The organism is Amycolatopsis sp., assembly GCF_035546795.1.
In the GTDB taxonomy this organism is placed as follows: domain Bacteria; phylum Actinomycetota; class Actinomycetes; order Mycobacteriales; family Pseudonocardiaceae; genus Amycolatopsis_E.
The window spans coordinates 92,412-107,738 of the sequence record NZ_DASZWC010000028.1; the positions used below are offsets into that span (position 1 = coordinate 92,412).

Annotated in this window: 17 protein-coding genes; 8 read left to right on the top strand and 9 right to left on the bottom strand. The window is 68.4% G+C overall.

Going from position 1 to position 15,327, the window contains the following annotated elements; genetic code table 11:
• Positions 1–104: 104 nt before the first annotated feature.
• The gene (locus VHD82_RS17960) at positions 105–776 is read right to left on the bottom strand and encodes a hypothetical protein (RefSeq protein WP_325704653.1); all 672 of its coding nucleotides are present in this window, start codon (positions 774–776) and stop codon (positions 105–107) included.
• Positions 754–1,155 carry a helix-turn-helix domain-containing protein gene (locus VHD82_RS17965; RefSeq protein WP_325704831.1) on the bottom strand — a complete coding sequence of 134 codons (402 nt, stop codon included), beginning with the start codon at positions 1,153–1,155 and terminating at the stop codon, positions 754–756. Before VHD82_RS17965 ends, VHD82_RS17960 begins: the two co-directional genes overlap by 23 nt.
• Before the next feature lie 151 nt (positions 1,156–1,306).
• Between VHD82_RS17965 and tgmC the strand changes: the two genes are divergently transcribed.
• Positions 1,307–2,458: an ATP-grasp peptide maturase system methyltransferase gene (gene tgmC, locus VHD82_RS17970; protein ID WP_325704656.1), complete on the top strand. Its 1,152-nt coding sequence runs from the start codon at positions 1,307–1,309 to the stop codon at positions 2,456–2,458.
• Here the strand turns inward: tgmC and VHD82_RS17975 are convergent.
• The 3 genes from VHD82_RS17975 to VHD82_RS17985 are packed head-to-tail and all read right to left on the bottom strand — an operon-like array spanning position 2,407 to position 3,858.
• Entirely contained in the window at positions 2,407–3,081 is a 675-nt protein-coding gene (locus tag VHD82_RS17975) for an AAA family ATPase (protein ID WP_325704659.1), read from the bottom strand. The two genes, tgmC and VHD82_RS17975, sit on opposite strands and share 52 nt — an antisense overlap.
• Positions 3,082–3,097: 16 nt before the next feature.
• Positions 3,098–3,484, bottom strand: coding sequence for a zf-TFIIB domain-containing protein (locus VHD82_RS17980; RefSeq protein ID WP_325704662.1), 387 nt, complete (start codon positions 3,482–3,484; stop codon positions 3,098–3,100).
• An 8-nt stretch (positions 3,485–3,492) separates the two neighbouring features.
• Positions 3,493–3,858, bottom strand: a complete 366-nt coding sequence (locus tag VHD82_RS17985) for a VOC family protein (protein WP_325704665.1) — start codon at positions 3,856–3,858, stop codon at positions 3,493–3,495.
• Between the two features lie 378 nt (positions 3,859–4,236).
• On the opposite strand from VHD82_RS17985, the gene VHD82_RS36825 reads away from it, so the two are divergent.
• From VHD82_RS36825 to VHD82_RS18005, 4 genes are all read left to right on the top strand, one after another.
• Positions 4,237–4,683 (top strand): CGNR zinc finger domain-containing protein, encoded by a 447-nt coding sequence (locus tag VHD82_RS36825; protein WP_414637542.1) that lies wholly within the window; start codon positions 4,237–4,239, stop codon positions 4,681–4,683.
• A 454-nt stretch (positions 4,684–5,137) separates the two neighbouring features.
• The gene (locus VHD82_RS17995; RefSeq protein WP_325704668.1) at positions 5,138–5,746 is read left to right on the top strand and encodes a PASTA domain-containing protein; all 609 of its coding nucleotides are present in this window, start codon (positions 5,138–5,140) and stop codon (positions 5,744–5,746) included.
• A 192-nt stretch (positions 5,747–5,938) separates the two neighbouring features.
• Entirely contained in the window at positions 5,939–6,817 is an 879-nt protein-coding gene (locus VHD82_RS18000; protein ID WP_325704671.1) for an SMP-30/gluconolactonase/LRE family protein, read from the top strand.
• Positions 6,817–7,569 carry an SDR family NAD(P)-dependent oxidoreductase gene (locus VHD82_RS18005; RefSeq protein ID WP_325704674.1) on the top strand — a complete coding sequence of 251 codons (753 nt, stop codon included), beginning with the start codon at positions 6,817–6,819 and terminating at the stop codon, positions 7,567–7,569. The genes VHD82_RS18000 and VHD82_RS18005 overlap by 1 nt, the downstream gene beginning before the upstream one ends.
• 10 nt (positions 7,570–7,579) lie before the next feature.
• Here the strand turns inward: VHD82_RS18005 and VHD82_RS18010 are convergent, their stop codons facing one another.
• Positions 7,580–8,863: a DUF445 domain-containing protein gene (locus tag VHD82_RS18010; protein WP_325704677.1), complete on the bottom strand. Its 1,284-nt coding sequence runs from the start codon at positions 8,861–8,863 to the stop codon at positions 7,580–7,582.
• A gap of 29 nt (positions 8,864–8,892) precedes the next feature.
• Here VHD82_RS18010 and VHD82_RS18015 point away from each other — a divergent pair, with 29 nt between their 5' ends.
• Positions 8,893–10,059, top strand: a complete 1,167-nt coding sequence (locus VHD82_RS18015) for a pyridoxal phosphate-dependent aminotransferase (RefSeq protein ID WP_325704680.1) — start codon at positions 8,893–8,895, stop codon at positions 10,057–10,059.
• On the opposite strand, the gene VHD82_RS18020 is transcribed toward VHD82_RS18015, so the two are convergent.
• A complete protein-coding gene (locus VHD82_RS18020) occupies positions 10,056–10,787 on the bottom strand; it encodes a helix-turn-helix domain-containing protein (RefSeq protein ID WP_325704683.1) in 732 nt (243 codons plus the stop codon). The genes VHD82_RS18015 and VHD82_RS18020 overlap by 4 nt on opposite strands.
• 225 nt (positions 10,788–11,012) lie before the next feature.
• On the opposite strand from VHD82_RS18020, the gene VHD82_RS18025 reads away from it, so the two are divergent.
• Complete coding sequence (locus tag VHD82_RS18025) at positions 11,013–11,678, top strand: DUF4097 family beta strand repeat-containing protein (RefSeq protein ID WP_325704685.1); 666 nt, start codon at positions 11,013–11,015, stop codon at positions 11,676–11,678.
• Positions 11,679–11,706: 28 nt separating this feature from the next.
• Here the strand turns inward: VHD82_RS18025 and VHD82_RS18030 are convergent, their stop codons facing one another.
• Complete coding sequence (locus VHD82_RS18030; RefSeq protein ID WP_325704688.1) at positions 11,707–12,258, bottom strand: sigma-70 family RNA polymerase sigma factor; 552 nt, start codon at positions 12,256–12,258, stop codon at positions 11,707–11,709.
• 331 nt (positions 12,259–12,589) lie between these two features.
• On the opposite strand from VHD82_RS18030, the gene VHD82_RS18035 reads away from it, so the two are divergent.
• Positions 12,590–13,423, top strand: coding sequence for a hypothetical protein (locus VHD82_RS18035; protein WP_325704691.1), 834 nt, complete (start codon positions 12,590–12,592; stop codon positions 13,421–13,423).
• Positions 13,424–13,883: 460 nt separating this feature from the next.
• Here the strand turns inward: VHD82_RS18035 and VHD82_RS18040 are convergent, their stop codons facing one another.
• Entirely contained in the window at positions 13,884–15,308 is a 1,425-nt protein-coding gene (locus VHD82_RS18040) for a PLP-dependent aminotransferase family protein (RefSeq protein ID WP_325704693.1), read from the bottom strand.
• Positions 15,309–15,327 lie beyond the last annotated feature (19 nt).

Consider the following 15,327-nt stretch of genomic DNA (forward strand, 5'->3'; position numbering starts at 1 on the left):
CTACGTCCCTTCACCCCCACGAACCCGCACACCTGTGACCAGAATGCCACGAAAGGCCCGTCCGGCACACAGCGTGTGCCGGACGGGCCTGCCGGTGAAACGGGTTACTTCGCGGTCTTCGGGCCGGTGGTGCCGCCGTTCGCGGGCTTCTTCGCGGTGGCGGTGGTGCGCCGCGTGGTGCTCGCCGGCTTGGCGGCCGGAGTGGTCTTGGGAGTGGTCTTCTCCTCCACGACGACCTCGGCGTCGACGATCTTGTCCGCGACGTCGTCACTGGCCTCGGCGACTCCCTCGGCGACCTTCCTGCCGCTTTCGCGGGTCTTCTTCTCGGCCAGGCCGAGCAGCTCCTCGACTCGCTCACGGGCCTCGGCGCCGACCTCACCGACACGACCCTGCGCCTGGTGCAGCGCCTCTTCGACCTGCTCCAGCACGCTCTTCACGCGCGGCTCGGCCACGAACTTGTCCCAGGCCTGCTCGCCGTTCTCGGCCAGCTTGCCGTACAGCTTCAGCGCGGCCTCGGTGTACTCGTCGATGAGCTTGCGCAGCTCGGCCGGGTCCAGCTTCTCGCGCAGCGAGGTGACCTCGGTCGGCAGCTCCTCGATGTTCTTGCGGGCCGCCTCGCCGCCCTCGGTGACGCGGGTGCGCGCCTTCTCGACGGCGTCGGCGAGCGCCTGGCTCGCCAGGCTGCCGGCGCCCAGCGCGGCGAGCAACGGGGTGCGAAGCTGCTCGACTGCGGTGTTCACGGCCTTGCGGACGTCATCGGTCCTCGTGCTCGGCATGATCTTCACTCTCCTTTTCCGGGAGATCAGGTGTGTGGTTGTTCTCGCGCCGGAACGACTCGTAGACATCGAGCAACACCTGTTTCTGCCGCTCGGTGAGCTCGGTGTCGGCGCGGATCGCGTCGGTCACCGGCCCGCCGTCGGGCAGATCGAGGATTCCGGCTTGCACGTACAGGGCCTCTGCGGAGATCCGCAGGCCCCGGGCGATCTGCTGGAGGATCTCCGCGCTGGGTTTGCGAACCCCGCGCTCGATCTGACTCAGGTACGGGTTGGACACTCCGGCGAGCTTCGACAGCTGGCGCAGCGAAATCTTCGCGGTGTTGCGCTGCTGGCGGATGTACTCGCCGATGTCGGAGGCGATGTGACCGACCTTCTCCATCGGCCCAGCCTGCGCGTTTTCGAGGTCTCCCTCGTCCGGCATCTGGCTCATCTCCTCGCGACACCTCCAAGCTATACTTAAGTGCTAGCTATTGCAAGCACCCTGCTTGCAACCTTAGGGGGTGACTTGAGTCACCGACTAAAGTGGGTGGATGGAAAGCGCCGTACGGGCACGCCGACGGCTCACCGGCGCCCTTCGCCGTGCGGGCGCGCTGTCCGACCCCGCCTGGATCGACGCGTTCCGGCAGGTCCCCAGGCACGCTTTCGTGCCACGCTTCTTCGTCACCGAGGGCCGCGAATGGGTCGCGGTGGACAGGTACGACCCGGGCTGGCTTCGCGCGGTGTATTCCGACCGGGTGCTGGTCACCCAGCTCGACGAGGATCCCGGCGCCTGGCAGGCCGCGCGCCGCTCCGGGCCGATGGCCGGAGTGCCGACCTGTTCGTCCAGCATGCCGTCGATCATGGCGATCATGTTGGAGGAACTCCTTGTGAGTTCCGGGAATCGGGTGTTGGAGGTGGGCACCGGGACGGGGTACAACGCGGCCTTGCTGACCCACCGGCTCGGGTCCGCCCAGGTGTCCACAGTGGACGTGGACGGTGAGCTGGTGCGTTTGGCCCGCGACCGGCTCGCGAGTTGCGGCTACCGGCCCCGGTGCGAGATTCGTGATGGCGCGCAAGGATTTCCGGAGCAGGGCCCCTACGACAGGGTGGTGTGCACCTGTTCGGTGTCGACGATCCCCCAGGCCTGGCTCGATCAGACGAAGCCCGGCGGGCTCGTGGTGACCACGTTGAACCGGCCCATCGGCGCCGGCCTCGTGCGGATCACTGTCGCCGAAGACGGCACGGGCTGTGGACAAGTACTCGCCCGCGACGGCCGGTTCATGCCGCTGCGAGCGCACCGGCTCACCGAACCCGGGTGGCTGCTGCGGAAAGTGCAGCCCAACGGCGACGCTCCCCGGACGACACCCCTTTCGGTGCGCGCCACGCTCAATCCGTCCAGCAGGTTCGAGTTCTTCGCCGGCCTGGCGTTACCCGAGGTCTCCCCCGCCCTCTATCCCGCTTTCCCGGACGCCACGTTCCTTGTGCACGCGGACGGTTCGTGGGCCCGGCATTTCACCACCAACGGCCGTTATCTGGTTACCCAGGGCGGTCCGCGTCGCTTGTGGGATCTGCTCGAATACGCCTACGCCGACTGGCAGGAACTGGGCGAGCCGTCCCGCGACCGTTTCGGCGTCACGATCACGCCGGAACGTCAGGAACTCTGGCTGGACGACCCGGCGTCGAAACACGTGTGGCCGTTGTAGGGGTGACTGTGGATTCCTTTGCGGAACCACAATTCGGTGTGCTCGGCGGCCGTGTCGAGATCGGCGTCGGTGGTGTCGAACAGCTGCACCGGCGGGTCGAAAGTGTTGCTGCGCAACCATTCGCTGAATTCCAGCGTTTCGGCGATGCGGGGCTCGTCCCACTCCCGCCAGGCCGGCCGAGCCCGTAATCGTCGCGCAAGCGCCTCCGGTGACGCGACGAGCGCGAGGTAGTGAATCTCGGTGAAGAGCACGCGCTCAGGCAGTCGTTCGAACTCCGGCGGGACGACCGTTCCGCACAGCACCACCGGTTTGCCGTTCTGATGGATCATCGCAGCCATCCGCAGCCAGGCGGCACGGAAGGCTGGGTGCCCGTCCACATCGTCGCGCAGCCCGGCTGTCCACAACACGTCCTGTTCAAGAACGACCGCGGCACCGGCCAACCGCTCGGCGAGCAGAGGTCCGACCGTGGATTTCCCGCCTCCGCTTGGCCCGGTCAGCGCGAACAGCGGCAGTCGGTGGAATGGCCAGCGGCGACCGCACCGGACGCAATGCCGCGTGGCGCCCTCGACGAACGGCACGTCGGCGCGGTCACCGCAGGCGGGACAGATCCGTGGATCGAGCATCGGGTGGGTCGAGCGCTCAGTCGAAGAGGTTTTCGAGGAAGCTTCGCTTGCGCTGCCCCCGATACGGCCGGGGCGAATCGCCATACCCGCCGCGGTACGGACGTGGGGAGTCGGCATGTTCGCGATAAGGCGATGGCGAATCCCGGTGCCCGCGATAGGGCTGCGGCGAATCCGCGCGGTAGTGCGGCTGATGCCCCGGGGTCGGCCGATACGACGGGCCTCGACCGTAGGCCGGGTCGCCGTCGTAGGGCGGCGGCGCGCCGTAGTAAGCGCTTTCCGCACCCGCGATCTGCTCCAGCTCACCGCGGTCGAGGAAGATGCCGCGGCAGCCTTCACACTGCTCGATGTGCACGCCGTTCTTGTCGACGGTCCGCATTACGTTCTGACATTTCGGACAAATCACACCGAACTCTAGCAAGCGCAGAGGCAGAACGGGTGCCCGATGGGATCCGCGAACACCCGGAAGGTCTCGGGCTTGTTGTCGAGCAGCTTGGCGCCGAGCGCGAGCGCGCGCTTCTCGCCCGCGTCGAGGTCGTCGATGCCGAAGTCCACGTGCAGCTGTTGCGGAACGTCCTGACCTGGCCATTCCGGGGGCCGGTAGCCCTCGACGCGCTGGAACGCGAGCTGGACACCGTTCGGGCCGGTGACCGTCACCCATTCGCCGTCGTCCTCGGTCTCGGGTTCGGGCCATTCGAGCAACGCCGCGTAGAACGCCGCCAGGGCCTGCGGATCCGGGCAGTCGAACGCAACGCAACGGAACGTGGGCACGGCCGTCATGAGACGACTCCCTTCGGGTAACCGGTGAAGACATTATGGAGGTTAGGTCAGCGAGGAGCAACCGCTGTTCTGCCTACACTGGTTACCGTGACTGCTCTGTCCACAGACGCCAAACTCGTCGTCGACTTCCTCAATACCCTCGATGTGGAAGAAGCAACCGATGTGCTCGACCTTGCGTCGAGCTGGCGGCGGTGGACAGCGGACCGCCGCCTCGCGCCGGACGCGCTCCCCGCCGCAAGAGCCGCCCGCGCCGCCCTTCGCGCCGCCGTGGGCGATGTCGCGGGAGATGGTGCCGGAGCTGGGACGGTAGATATCGCGGGGACTGCGGCCGGCAACGAGACGGGGGCTGCCGAGGGAGCTGCGGTTGGCGATGGAACGGTGGCCACGGGAGCTTCGGTGCGCGTTGGGACGCTAGATATCGCGGGAGCTGCGGGCGTCGGAGGTGGGACGGGAGACCCTGCGGGAACTGCCGGTAGAAACGAGGCGGGGGCTGCGGACGTTTCCGGAGCTGCGACCGGAGACAAGATGGGGGGCGCGGTAGCGAGCGCCGAGCACACGCCGTTCCCCTTCGCGGCTGCCGTGCGGATCGAACTGGGAGCCACCGGCCCCGAACTGGTCACGGCGAGTGCCGTCGCCGAAGTACTGGCAGCCGCCACGAGACTCGCCGTACTGGGCGACTGGCCCCGCCTGAAAATCTGCCCCGCCGACGATTGCCGGTGGGCCTTCTACGACCGGTCGCGGAACCGGTCCCGGACCTGGTGCTCGATGCAGGTTTGCGGGAACCGCGAAAAGGCCCGCGCCTGGCGCGAGCGGGCGGGGCAGTAGCGGCGGGGTGCTGGCCAGGCGGCGGCTGAGCGAAAGTAGCGCGCGGCGGGGGCCGCGGCGATGGCTGAGCAGCGCGGATGGCGAGAGTTGCGCGGCGGACCGGGGCGGCAGTCTTATTGACGATCGCGGAATGGCGCGGCGTGACGCGGCGATAGTGGCATGGCGAGGCGGGGCTGGGCGCAACAGTCGCGGCAAAAGCTGCGCGACGCTCGTAGGACGGCTGCGGAACGGCGGCGAGCAAGCCGCGCGAAGCGCGCAGGGCGGTATGGCCACTACAGGCGGTGTGGCGGTGTGGCGGTGTGGCGGTGTGGCGGTGTGGCGCAGCCATGCCAGTGTGACGCAGCAAGGCAGTGTGACGCAGCGTTGCAGTGTGGCGCAGCGTTGCAGTGTGGCGCGGCGTTGCAGTGTGGCGCGGCGACGCAGTGTGGCGCGGCGACGCAGTGTGGCGGAAGCTATGCAGAGCGGCGCAGCAAGGCAGCAGCGAGAACCCAACGCAGGCCGGCAGCGCAGCAAGCTAAAGGGGGAAGCGGTGCGCACACGCTTGGCAAAGATCGCAATCGCAGCGGCGGGGCTCGTGAGGGTGGGGCACCGGAAGACTCGCGGCGCGGACTGCGCCGAAGGCGGGCGGACCGCTGTGGCCGGTGCCGAACAAAAGCCGCAGTCGGGGCTCGCGACGTTCAGGCTCGGGCTTGCCGGCGTTGTCGGCCTCGTCGCCGTTGGGCTTGTCGGGTGTGGGGCCGCCGGGGGTCCGGCGCCGGCATCCACAACGTCGCGTGTGGACACGGCGGTTTCCGCCGGTACATCCACGCCGACGGCCACACAGACGGGCGCCGAGAAGTTGATAACTGTGCCGGACGTGTCCGGGATGAACCATCAGCAAGCCCAGGACACGATGCAGGCCGCGGGGCTCTACAACCTGCGCGAAGTGGACGGAAAGGGCCTCGGCCGGGCATTGGTCGTCGACCGCAACTGGGTGCAGGTCGCTCAGGATCCACCGGCGGGCACCCGAGTGCCGGGCGACGCCGTGATCACCTTGACGGCGGTGAAGTACACCGACAGGTGATCAAGCCCGAACGAGTTACCCACAGATGGTGCTGTGGATAACCCCGTCTTCTGTGGATAACCTCGGGAACCGCTGGTCAAAGGCCTCGGTGGAATTCACAGCCGGGGTCGATTTTCGACGGGTGTGGATTGATCTTCTGTTCTGTTAGCCTGAAACGACGATTTCATTGAGAAAACCGACCACGGTGGTGACATGGGCGGAATCTCTGCTTCCGAAGCTTCCGAAGTTGTCGTACAGGCCGAACCGGTACTCGACGTCGTGGCCGAACTGGGCGAATCCCCGCTCTGGGATCCGGCCATCGGGCTGCGCTGGCTCGATATTCCCCAACGAAACCTGCACACACTGACCCTGACGGGAAAGCATCACGTCACGAGGTTGTCCACAAGAGTGACGGCGGTGAAACGCGGCCCCGGCACGCGGCTACTCGCGGTGACAGCCAACGGTTTCGGGCTCCTCGATCCGGAGTCCGGCGCCGCCGAAGAACTCGCGCACGTTGTGGATGCCCCGGTCTCGATGAACGACGGCGCGATCGATCCACAGGGCCGCGGTTGGGCAGGCTCTGCCGTCCGCGACGGCAGCGGCCGGGGTGCGCTCTACCGGTTCGACGGCCGGACGGCGAGCGCGCAGCTCGGCCGGATCGCCATGTCGAACGGCCTCGACTTCTCCCCGGACGGATCGGTGCTCTACCACGTGGACAGCACCGCCGGAACGCTCAAGGCCTGGGAGTTCGACCAGGGTTCGGGAGAGCTCGGCGATTCCCGGCTGCTCCGGAAAGTCCCGGCGGAAGTGGGGCTGCCGGACGGGTTGACCGTCGACGCGGACGGGGCGGTCTGGCTAGCGGTCTGGGGCGCGGCCCAGGTGTGGCGGATCGATCCGGTCACCGGCGAGACGACGGCCACCGTCGAGGTGCCCACGCCATGTGCGACCAGTTGCGTCTTCGGCGGCCCCGAGCTGACCACCCTCTACGTCACCACAGCGAATCATGAGGCCCCGCCCGGCGGCGGTCTCCTCTACGCCGCGGATGTGCCCGCACGCGGCCGCCTTTCCCATCGTTTCTCCGGAGGTGCCTGATGAAGGTCGCACTGATAACCGGCGCTTCGCGCGGAATCGGCGCCGCCGCCGCCCGGCGGCTCGCGGCGGACGGGCTGGCCGTCGCCATCAACAGCTATCCGGACGAAACCCTGATCACGGCGGCGAAACAGCTCGCGGACGACATCCAGGACGCGGGCGGAGAAGCGATCGTGCTGCCCGCCGACATCACGGACTCCCACGCTGTGGACAAAATGTTCACAGCCTGCGAAGAGCAGCTCGGCGAAGTCAGTGCGCTCGTGCTCAACGCGGCGGCAACCGGACGCCAGCCGTGGGATTCGATCACGGAATCGGCCTGGGACAACGTTTCCGCGGTCAACCTCCGCGGCGCTTTCCTGTGCTCCCGGCGGGCCTTCGGCGACGGGCAAGGCCCCGACAGCGGCACCGTCGTCGTCATCAGCAGTGTGCTCGCGAAGCTCGGCGCGCCGCAGTCTTTGCATTACGCGACAACGAAAGCAGGCCTGCTCGGGTTCACCCGCTCGCTCGCGAAGGAGCTCGGGCCACGCGGGATCCGGGTCAACGCCGTGCTGCCCGGCGCCATCCAGACCGAGGAAGAACTGGAGAGCTTCCCCGACCAGGAGGCCGTCCGCCAGGACGCGCTTTCCCGCCAGTTCCTCCAGCGCCGCGGCCTCGCCGTCGACGTCGCGGGCACCATCAGCTTCCTCGTCGGGCCGGACAGCGGGTTCATGACCGGCCAGACGCTCAGCGTCGACGGCGGCTGGGTGCTGCTCTGACCGCCGAAACTCAGAACAGCAGCTCGGCGATCGTGTAGATCACGAGGCCGGCAAGTGCGCCGACGACGGTGCCGTTGATGCGAATGAACTGCAGGTCACGGCCGACCTGCAGTTCGATTTTCCGGGACGTCTCCTCGGCGTCCCAGCGTTCCACGGTATCGGTGATGATCGTGGTGATCTCGCGCGAATAGTTGGTCACCAGGTACGCCGCGGCACCCTCGACCCAACCGTCCACTTTGGACCTCAAGCCGTCGTCGGTGACGAGGCGGCCGCCGAGGGCCGCCAGGCCTTCCCGCACCCGCAGCCGCAGCTCGCTCGACGGATCCTCGGCCGCTGTCAGCAGCATCCCCTTGGCCGTCGTCCATGCCGAACCGATCAGCTTCTGCACATCCGGGTGGTCCAGGATCTGCTGCTTGACCTGCTCGGCCCTCGCCATCGTGTCCGGGTCCTGCTGCAGGTCCTGTGCGAACTCGTTGAGGAACTTGTCCAGCGCCAGCCGCATCGGGTGGTTCACGTCGGTCTTCACCGACCAGGCGAACGAGAGCACCTCGCCGTACACCTTGTCGGCGAGCATCGAGTCCACGAACTTCGGCGACCAGCTCGGCGCCCGGTCGGACACGACGCGCAGCACGGTCTCGTGGTTGTCCCGCACCCATTCGTACGACCTGTCGCACATCAGATCGACCAGCTTGTAGTGCGCCCCGTCGGTGAACACCTGCGCGAGCAGCTTCCCCAGCGGCGGCCCCCACGGCTTCTCCACCACACGCCGCACGACGGCCTGCTCCAGTACCGCCTGCACGTCCTCGTCGCGCAGCACCTTCACCGCGCCGCGAACCACCGTCGCCAGTTCGGAGGTTACGCGCTCCGCGTTGGCCGGTTCGGCCAGCCATTCCCCGAGCCGCCTGGCTATTTCGGCGCGGCCGAGCTTGTCCCGGACCACCTGTTCGGACAGGAAGTTCGCGCCGACGAAGTCGCCGAGGCTGCTGCCCAGCGCGTCCTTCTTGTTCGGGATGATCGCGGTGTGCGGGATCGGCAACCGCATGGGATGCCGGAACAGGGCGGTCACCGCGAACCAGTCCGCGAGCGCGCCGACCATGCCCGCTTCGGCCGCGGCGCGCACGTAGCCGACCCAGCCGGACCAGCCGGCGGCCTGTGCCCAGCTCGTGAGCGCGAACACGACGGTGGCGCCCAGCAGGAAGGCCAGCGCGACCAGCTTCATCTTGCGCAGACCGCGCCGCTTGACCTCCTCGTTGGCGAGGCCACCCGGCGGATCGGCAGGTGTCAGTTGCTCCACACCGCCATTGTCCGTGAGGATCGGGGATTATGCGTGCACCAGCTCTCGTTCCCCGGCTCCGGCCGTTCACCTCGACCATTTTCGCCGAGATGACGGCGCTCGCCGTCCGCACCGGGGCGATCAACCTCGGCCAGGGCTTCCCGGACACGGACGGCCCCGCCGGGATGCTCGACGCGGCGAAGGAAGCGCTGTACGGCGGCGCCAACCAGTACCCGCCGGGCCCGGGGCGGCCCGAGCTGAGGGTGGCGATCGCCAAGCACCGGCAGCGCTACGGGCTGGAGTACGACCCGGAGACGGAGATCCTCGTCACGGCGGGCGCCACCGAGGCCATCACGGCCGCGCTCCTCGCGCTCACCGAGGCCGGTGACGAGGTGATCGTGATCGAGCCCTACTACGACTCCTACGCCGCGGCGGTCGCGATGGCCGGGGCGACGCGCAATGTCGTCCCGCTGAAGGAGAGCCAGGACGGCCCGTTCGTGCTCGACGTGGACGCGCTGCGCTCGGCCGTCACACCGAAGACGCGGGCGATCCTGGTGAACTCGCCGCACAACCCGACGGGCACCGTGTTCACCGAGGCCGAGCTGAGCGCGATCGCGGATCTGTGCGTGCGCAACGACCTCGTCGCGATCACCGACGAGGTGTACGAGCACCTGGTGTTCGACGAGGGCACCCACCGGCCGTTGGCCACCTTCCCGGGAATGCGCACCCGGACGGTCTCGATCTCCAGTGCGGGCAAGACGTTCAACTGCACGGGCTGGAAGATCGGCTGGGTGTGTTCGACGCCGGAACTCGTCGGCGCGGTCAAGGCGGCCAAGCAGTTCATGACTTTCGTGTCCGGCGGCCCGTTGCAGCCGGCCGTCGCGTACGCACTGGAGCACGAGCTGCCGTGGGCCGAGGAGCTGCGCACGTCGCTTGCGGGCAAACGGGACAAGCTCTCGGCCGGGCTCGCCGAAGCGGGCTTCGACGTGCATCCGAGCTTCGGCACGTACTTCGTGTGCGCCGACGTGCGGCCGCTGGGCTTCGACGACGCGGCCGAACTCGCCTGGCAACTGCCCGAACGGATCGGCGTCGCCGCCGTGCCGGTGAACGTGTTCGCCGACCATCCGGAGGACTGGAAACACTTGCTGCGCTTCGCGTTCTGCAAGAAGGACGAGGTGCTCGACGAGGCGATCGCGAGGCTGCACAAGCTCGGTTAGGGCTTGTCCTCCGGGGCTTCGGCTTTCGTATAGAGGATTTCGCGAGCCTGCTCCGCGGCGCGGGCGATGCTCTCGGCGACGAAGTCGACGAAGCGGGCGATGTTTTCGAGGCGGACGGCGGCCGGGGTGCCGGAGCCGAGGACGTGGACGCCCTGCCGCGCCGTCTCGGCGAACTGGGCGTTGGACCGGGCGCCGGCGATCATCGACTGGTACCAGACGTCGTCGTCGACGACGTAGCGCTCGCGGCGGCCTTCCTCGCGGTCCCGGCGGATGAGGCCCTGGCTTTCCAGGAATGCCACCGCTTTCGAGATCGACGCCGGGCTGACCTGCAGGTGCCGGACGAGTTCGGGCGCGGTGAGGCTGCCCGTGTCGGTGATGTAGAGGCAGGTCAGCACGCGGGCCGTCATCTTGGGCAGGCCCGATTGCATGAGGTACGTCGTCAACGTTTCCTCGTACTCGCGCACGGTCTCGGCGTCGCGGCCGTGGGCCTGCGGACGCGCCTGCTGCCCGCGAGGCGCCGCCTGCCGACGCCGATGCGCGCGGCGTTCGGTGGCGCGATGGGCCAGGTCGGCGCGGTAGCCGGTGGGGCCACCGTTACGCATGACCTCACGCGTGATCGTCGAGGTGGGCCTGTCGAGACGCCTGGCTATCTCCGCATACGCGAGGCTGTCGGCCAGGCCCAGCGCGATCTGCTGACGTTCCTGCTGGGTGAGCCTGCCTCCGGGCATTGCGATCTCCTCCGTGCTCTCTCGGTGCCACCAGCATAGCGTTCACATCCATCTCATTGCAACGATCAGATCTTTCGTCGTTGCGTTAGATTCGAATCCATTGCAACAATTTGGGCTCCTTGAACTGCTGAAACGCTACTTATATGCAACGATCTTGTTGTCAGATTCTCGAACGCAACGTAGCGTTTCCACTATCAGAAACAACGAGCACAGGAGCTGAGCACAATGCAGAACTTCACCACCTCCGCCCCGATCACCACCGTCCTCGATATCCCCGCCGGGCGCGTCCAGTTCATCGCCGCCGACCGGGCCGACGCCACCGTCGAGGTGCGGCCGGCGGACGCTTCGAAGAGCCGCGACGTGAAGATGGCTGAGCAGACCGCGGTCGAATTCGCCGACGGCGTCCTGCACATCGAGGCCTCGCCGAAGAACCAGATCCTCGGCGCCGCCGGCTCCATCGAGGTGACGGTCCAGCTGCCCGCTGGTTCCCGCGTCGAAGCGAAGGCGGCCAGCGCCGAGCTTCGGGGCGTCGGACGGCTCGGCGACGTCACCTACGAGGGCGCGCAGGGCGAGGTCAAGATCGACGAAGCCGCGAGCGTCCGGCTCACCAGCCACGCCGGTGACGTCTCTGTCGGTCGCCTCAACGGCCCCGCCGAGATCACCACCGGCAAGGGCGACATCCGGATCGCCGAAGCGACGAGCGGCAAGCTGGTACTGCGGACCGAGGCAGGCGACGTGGTTGTCGACGCCGCCGCCGGGGTTTCCGCCGCGCTGGACGCCGGCACCTCCTACGGCCGGATCCACAACTCGCTGAAGAACTCCGACGGCACGGCGGGCCTGCACATCCACGCGACCACGTCGTACGGCGACATCACCGCCCGCAGCCTGTGACGAGCGGGCGTCCACAGTGGACGCCCCGCTAGGCATGGTCGTAGCCCTGCGCCGCGAGCAGGCGGCGCAGGCGATCCAGCACGCGACGGCGCAACGGGCCGACGCTGCCGACCGGAATTCCCAGCTGCACGGCGATTTCCGCGTGGCTGGCGGGCGGGGTCCGGGCCAGCAGGTGCACCAGTTCACGATGCCGCTCCGGCAGCCGTTCGACCGCCTGCCAAAGTGCCCGGTCCCGCTCGGCGGACAACAGGGACAGCTCGGGCGACGGCCCGGCGGCGGGGCTTTCCCTGTCCGGGCAAGGGATCTCCCGCTCGCGGGCCCGCAATACCCGCAACGCCTGCCGTCTCGCCGTGGTGGCCAGCCAGCCAGGCAGCTTCGCCGGATCACGCAGCCCGGCCGGCAGCTGCGCCAACGACAGCCAGGTGTTCTGGCAAACGTCGAACGCGTCCGCTTCGCCGAGGCGGTACGACTTCGCGACGGCGACGACGAGCGCGGACAATCCGCGGACCAGTAGTCGCCATGCCGCTTCGTCTCCGCCGAGGGCGCGGGCGAGCAACTCGCCGGGATCGGCTTCGGGCACGACCTCGTCTCCTGTCTCCCCAGTCGGTCACTGTGCGAAGTTCAGACGCGACACTGCGCGTGACGGCTCCCGGAATGACGAGGTCAGCTACGGGTTGAGTAGTCCTACTCACGGCCTCGGGCAACATCCAGGGCGCAAAAAGCGATACCCAGAGTGATCAAGTTCTGGTTAGATGCACGCAAGCCGGTAAGTCTTTTCGGCCGTCTGGGGTGGATCGAAACCTTTCGAGGTGAAACACTCGCCAGCGATGCTAGAAAGAGGCCGGTTTCCCGAGATCAACAACCTGGTCTGAAGAAACTTCAGCAGTGTCGGTTCGAGGTGCGCTCGGATCGTGGCCCGGACGGTGGTGATGGCGGTGACGGACGCGGGAATCGCGCACCGCGCCGTGCCGCTGTGGGCAAAACTGCTACTGGCCACCGGATTCGCCGTCGCCGGCTGGTTGCTCAGCGCGATGCTGGGCGGGTACACGGCTTCGGCCGACGAGGCCACCACCAACACCGACGACACCGCCGTCCAGCCTGCCGCTCAGCAGGGCCTGCTCGGGTTGCTGAACACGACGGTCACCACGCTCACGAACACGGTGCACTCCACCGTGTCCACCACGGTGACCACGCTGACCAGCACCGTGAACCAGGTGACCGCAGCCGTCACGACCACGACCAGCGCCGTGGTCACCCCCGTCACCACCGCGCTGTCCACACCGGTGGCCACGACCACCAAGAAAACGAGCACGGCGGATGAGCCCGCCACGAAGGTCCAGACCAAGGCCGACACGACCACCGAGCAGGTGGCCGCGGCCTCGGCGCACGCCGCAACCGAAGCACCGGCACCCGCCGCAGCGCCAGTCCACGCGGCTCCGGCGCAACCGCAGACGGTGAAGCAGCGGGAGCCCGTGGCACGGCAGGTCGTGCACGCGCCCGTGTCGGCTACCGTCGTCACCGTCCAGCCACGCGACGACTCGCCGGCGCCCGCGCCGGCGTCACCGGCCGGCCAGGTCTGCGGAATCAGCACCGCACACGACGGTGGCAACCACAGCAAGCATCCGTTCGCGATTCTCGGCGCCTGCACCGGCACCGCACCGCTGGCGGCCATCGGCGCACCGCGCCGGGACGCCTGTGAGGAGAACAGCCGCGACGCGGCGCTCCCCACCACCTCTCCCGACTGATCCCACCCCGGTCCCACAGGCGAACCGCGTCCAAAACAAGATCAACTTTGCGCGTTTTCCTTGTTTTCAGGGGTTTCTCATGCACGACACCATGCTTCCCGACCGGCCTCTCGCGCCTGGCCGGTTCGGGCTCCGGTCCCGGTTCCGCGGTGCCCTGGTGGCGCCGGGACCGACTCCGGGTACGCGCCGGGCGTTCCTGCTCACCGCGCCGAGCAGGAACAACCTCCCGGTGCGCGCCTAGTCACGGGTGCGCGGCCGGCACGTCGAGGGGCGGTGCCGGCCGCAATCCCGTGGCACTCCCCGCCCTACCGGGCGGGGCCCGCAGCCGGTGCGCTGGACGAGTCGACCGCGACAACTCTTCCCTGGGAGTGGCGGTCCTCTCCAGCGCACCGGCTGTTCTCTTGTTGGCGGACAGATTAGCCCGAACGGACGCGGCACGTGAGCCGTTCAGTGGAATTTCTCAGCGCACCTGGATTTCGCCGCCCACGGATTTCCCTCGAACGGCCGCCTCGGCCAGCGCCAATCGGCGGACTGCCTCGCGAAGTCGTTCGGGCGGCTGCGAAAACGGCAGTCTGATCCAGCGCTCCAAGCCCCCGTGCGCGCCGAAACGCGAGCCGGGCGCCAGCTGCAGACCGTGCCCGGCGGCGGCCACCGCGAGCCTGGTGCTCATCGGCTCGGGCAGCGCGCACCACAACCAGAACCCGCCGGACGGCAGCCGGAATGTCCACTCTGGACAGTGCTCGCGCACGGCCGCGGCGAGCACGTCCCGTTGCGACCGGACCTCCTCGCGCCGCAGCCGCAGCGGTTCGGGGTCCGCGAGCAGTTCGGCCAGCACGAGCTGCTCGAACACCGGGGAGCCGAGATCGAGGCCGAACCGCGCGGACGACAGCCGGGCCAGCAGATCCTCCGACGCCCGGATCCAGCCGATCCGTAAGCCGCCCCAGTAGGCCTTCGACGACGTGCCGACGAGGATCGCCCAGTCACCGGCGGCGAACGGCCGCGGCGCGGGGCCGCCGTCGAGATCGAGTTCGACCAGTGTTTCGTCGATCACGGCCGGGGTCCGGGACGCCGTGAGCATCGCGGCGAGCCGTTCGCGGCCCTCGTCGTCCAGCCGCAGCCCGGTCGGATTGTGGAAGTCCACGATCAGGTACGCCAGCCTCGGGCCGGCCTGCCGGAGCGTGGCCTCGATCCCGTCGAGGTCCCAGCCGTCGCGGTCGAGCGCGACCGGCACCGGAATGGCGTGCGCGGCGCGGATGGCCTCGAGCGCGTTGGCGTAGGTGGGTTGTTCGACGAGCACGCGGTCGCCAGGGCCGGCGAGCATCCGCAGCGCGAGCACGAACGCGTGGTGCGCGCCGTTGGTGATCATGATCTGCGACGGCGACGTGGGCAGCCCGCGTTCGGTGTAGCGGGCCGCGATGCGTTCGCGCAGGATCGGTAACCCGCGATCGCCGTAGCCCGGGCTGACCAGTTCGTCGGCGAGGAGCACGCGCGCAGCGTCGAAGGCCCGCGTCATCCCCGAAGCCGCGGACGGCGAGGCGCAGACGAAGTCGATCAAGTCGGTGCTGTCCGACGAAGCGGGGTTGATGCCACGATGGCGCTGGGGCGAGGTGATCCACGAACCGGAACCTCGACGGCTCTCGACGAGACCGCCCTCGCGCAGCCGGTCGAGGGCGGAGCCGATCAGCGTGCGGCTCGCGCCGAGCGCGTCGGCGAGCTCACGTTCGGCGGGCAACTGGGTGCCGACCGGGAGATGACCGTCGAGCACCTGGAGTTCGATGGCCGAGGCGAGGTCCGTCGCGCCGCGCCGGGAACGGCGCCAGTCGCCCAGCAGGGCGGCCAATCGGTGCCCCGAGATCCGGCCACCGAGGACAGACGCGGAGTTCATAAGACCAATTCTTGCATAT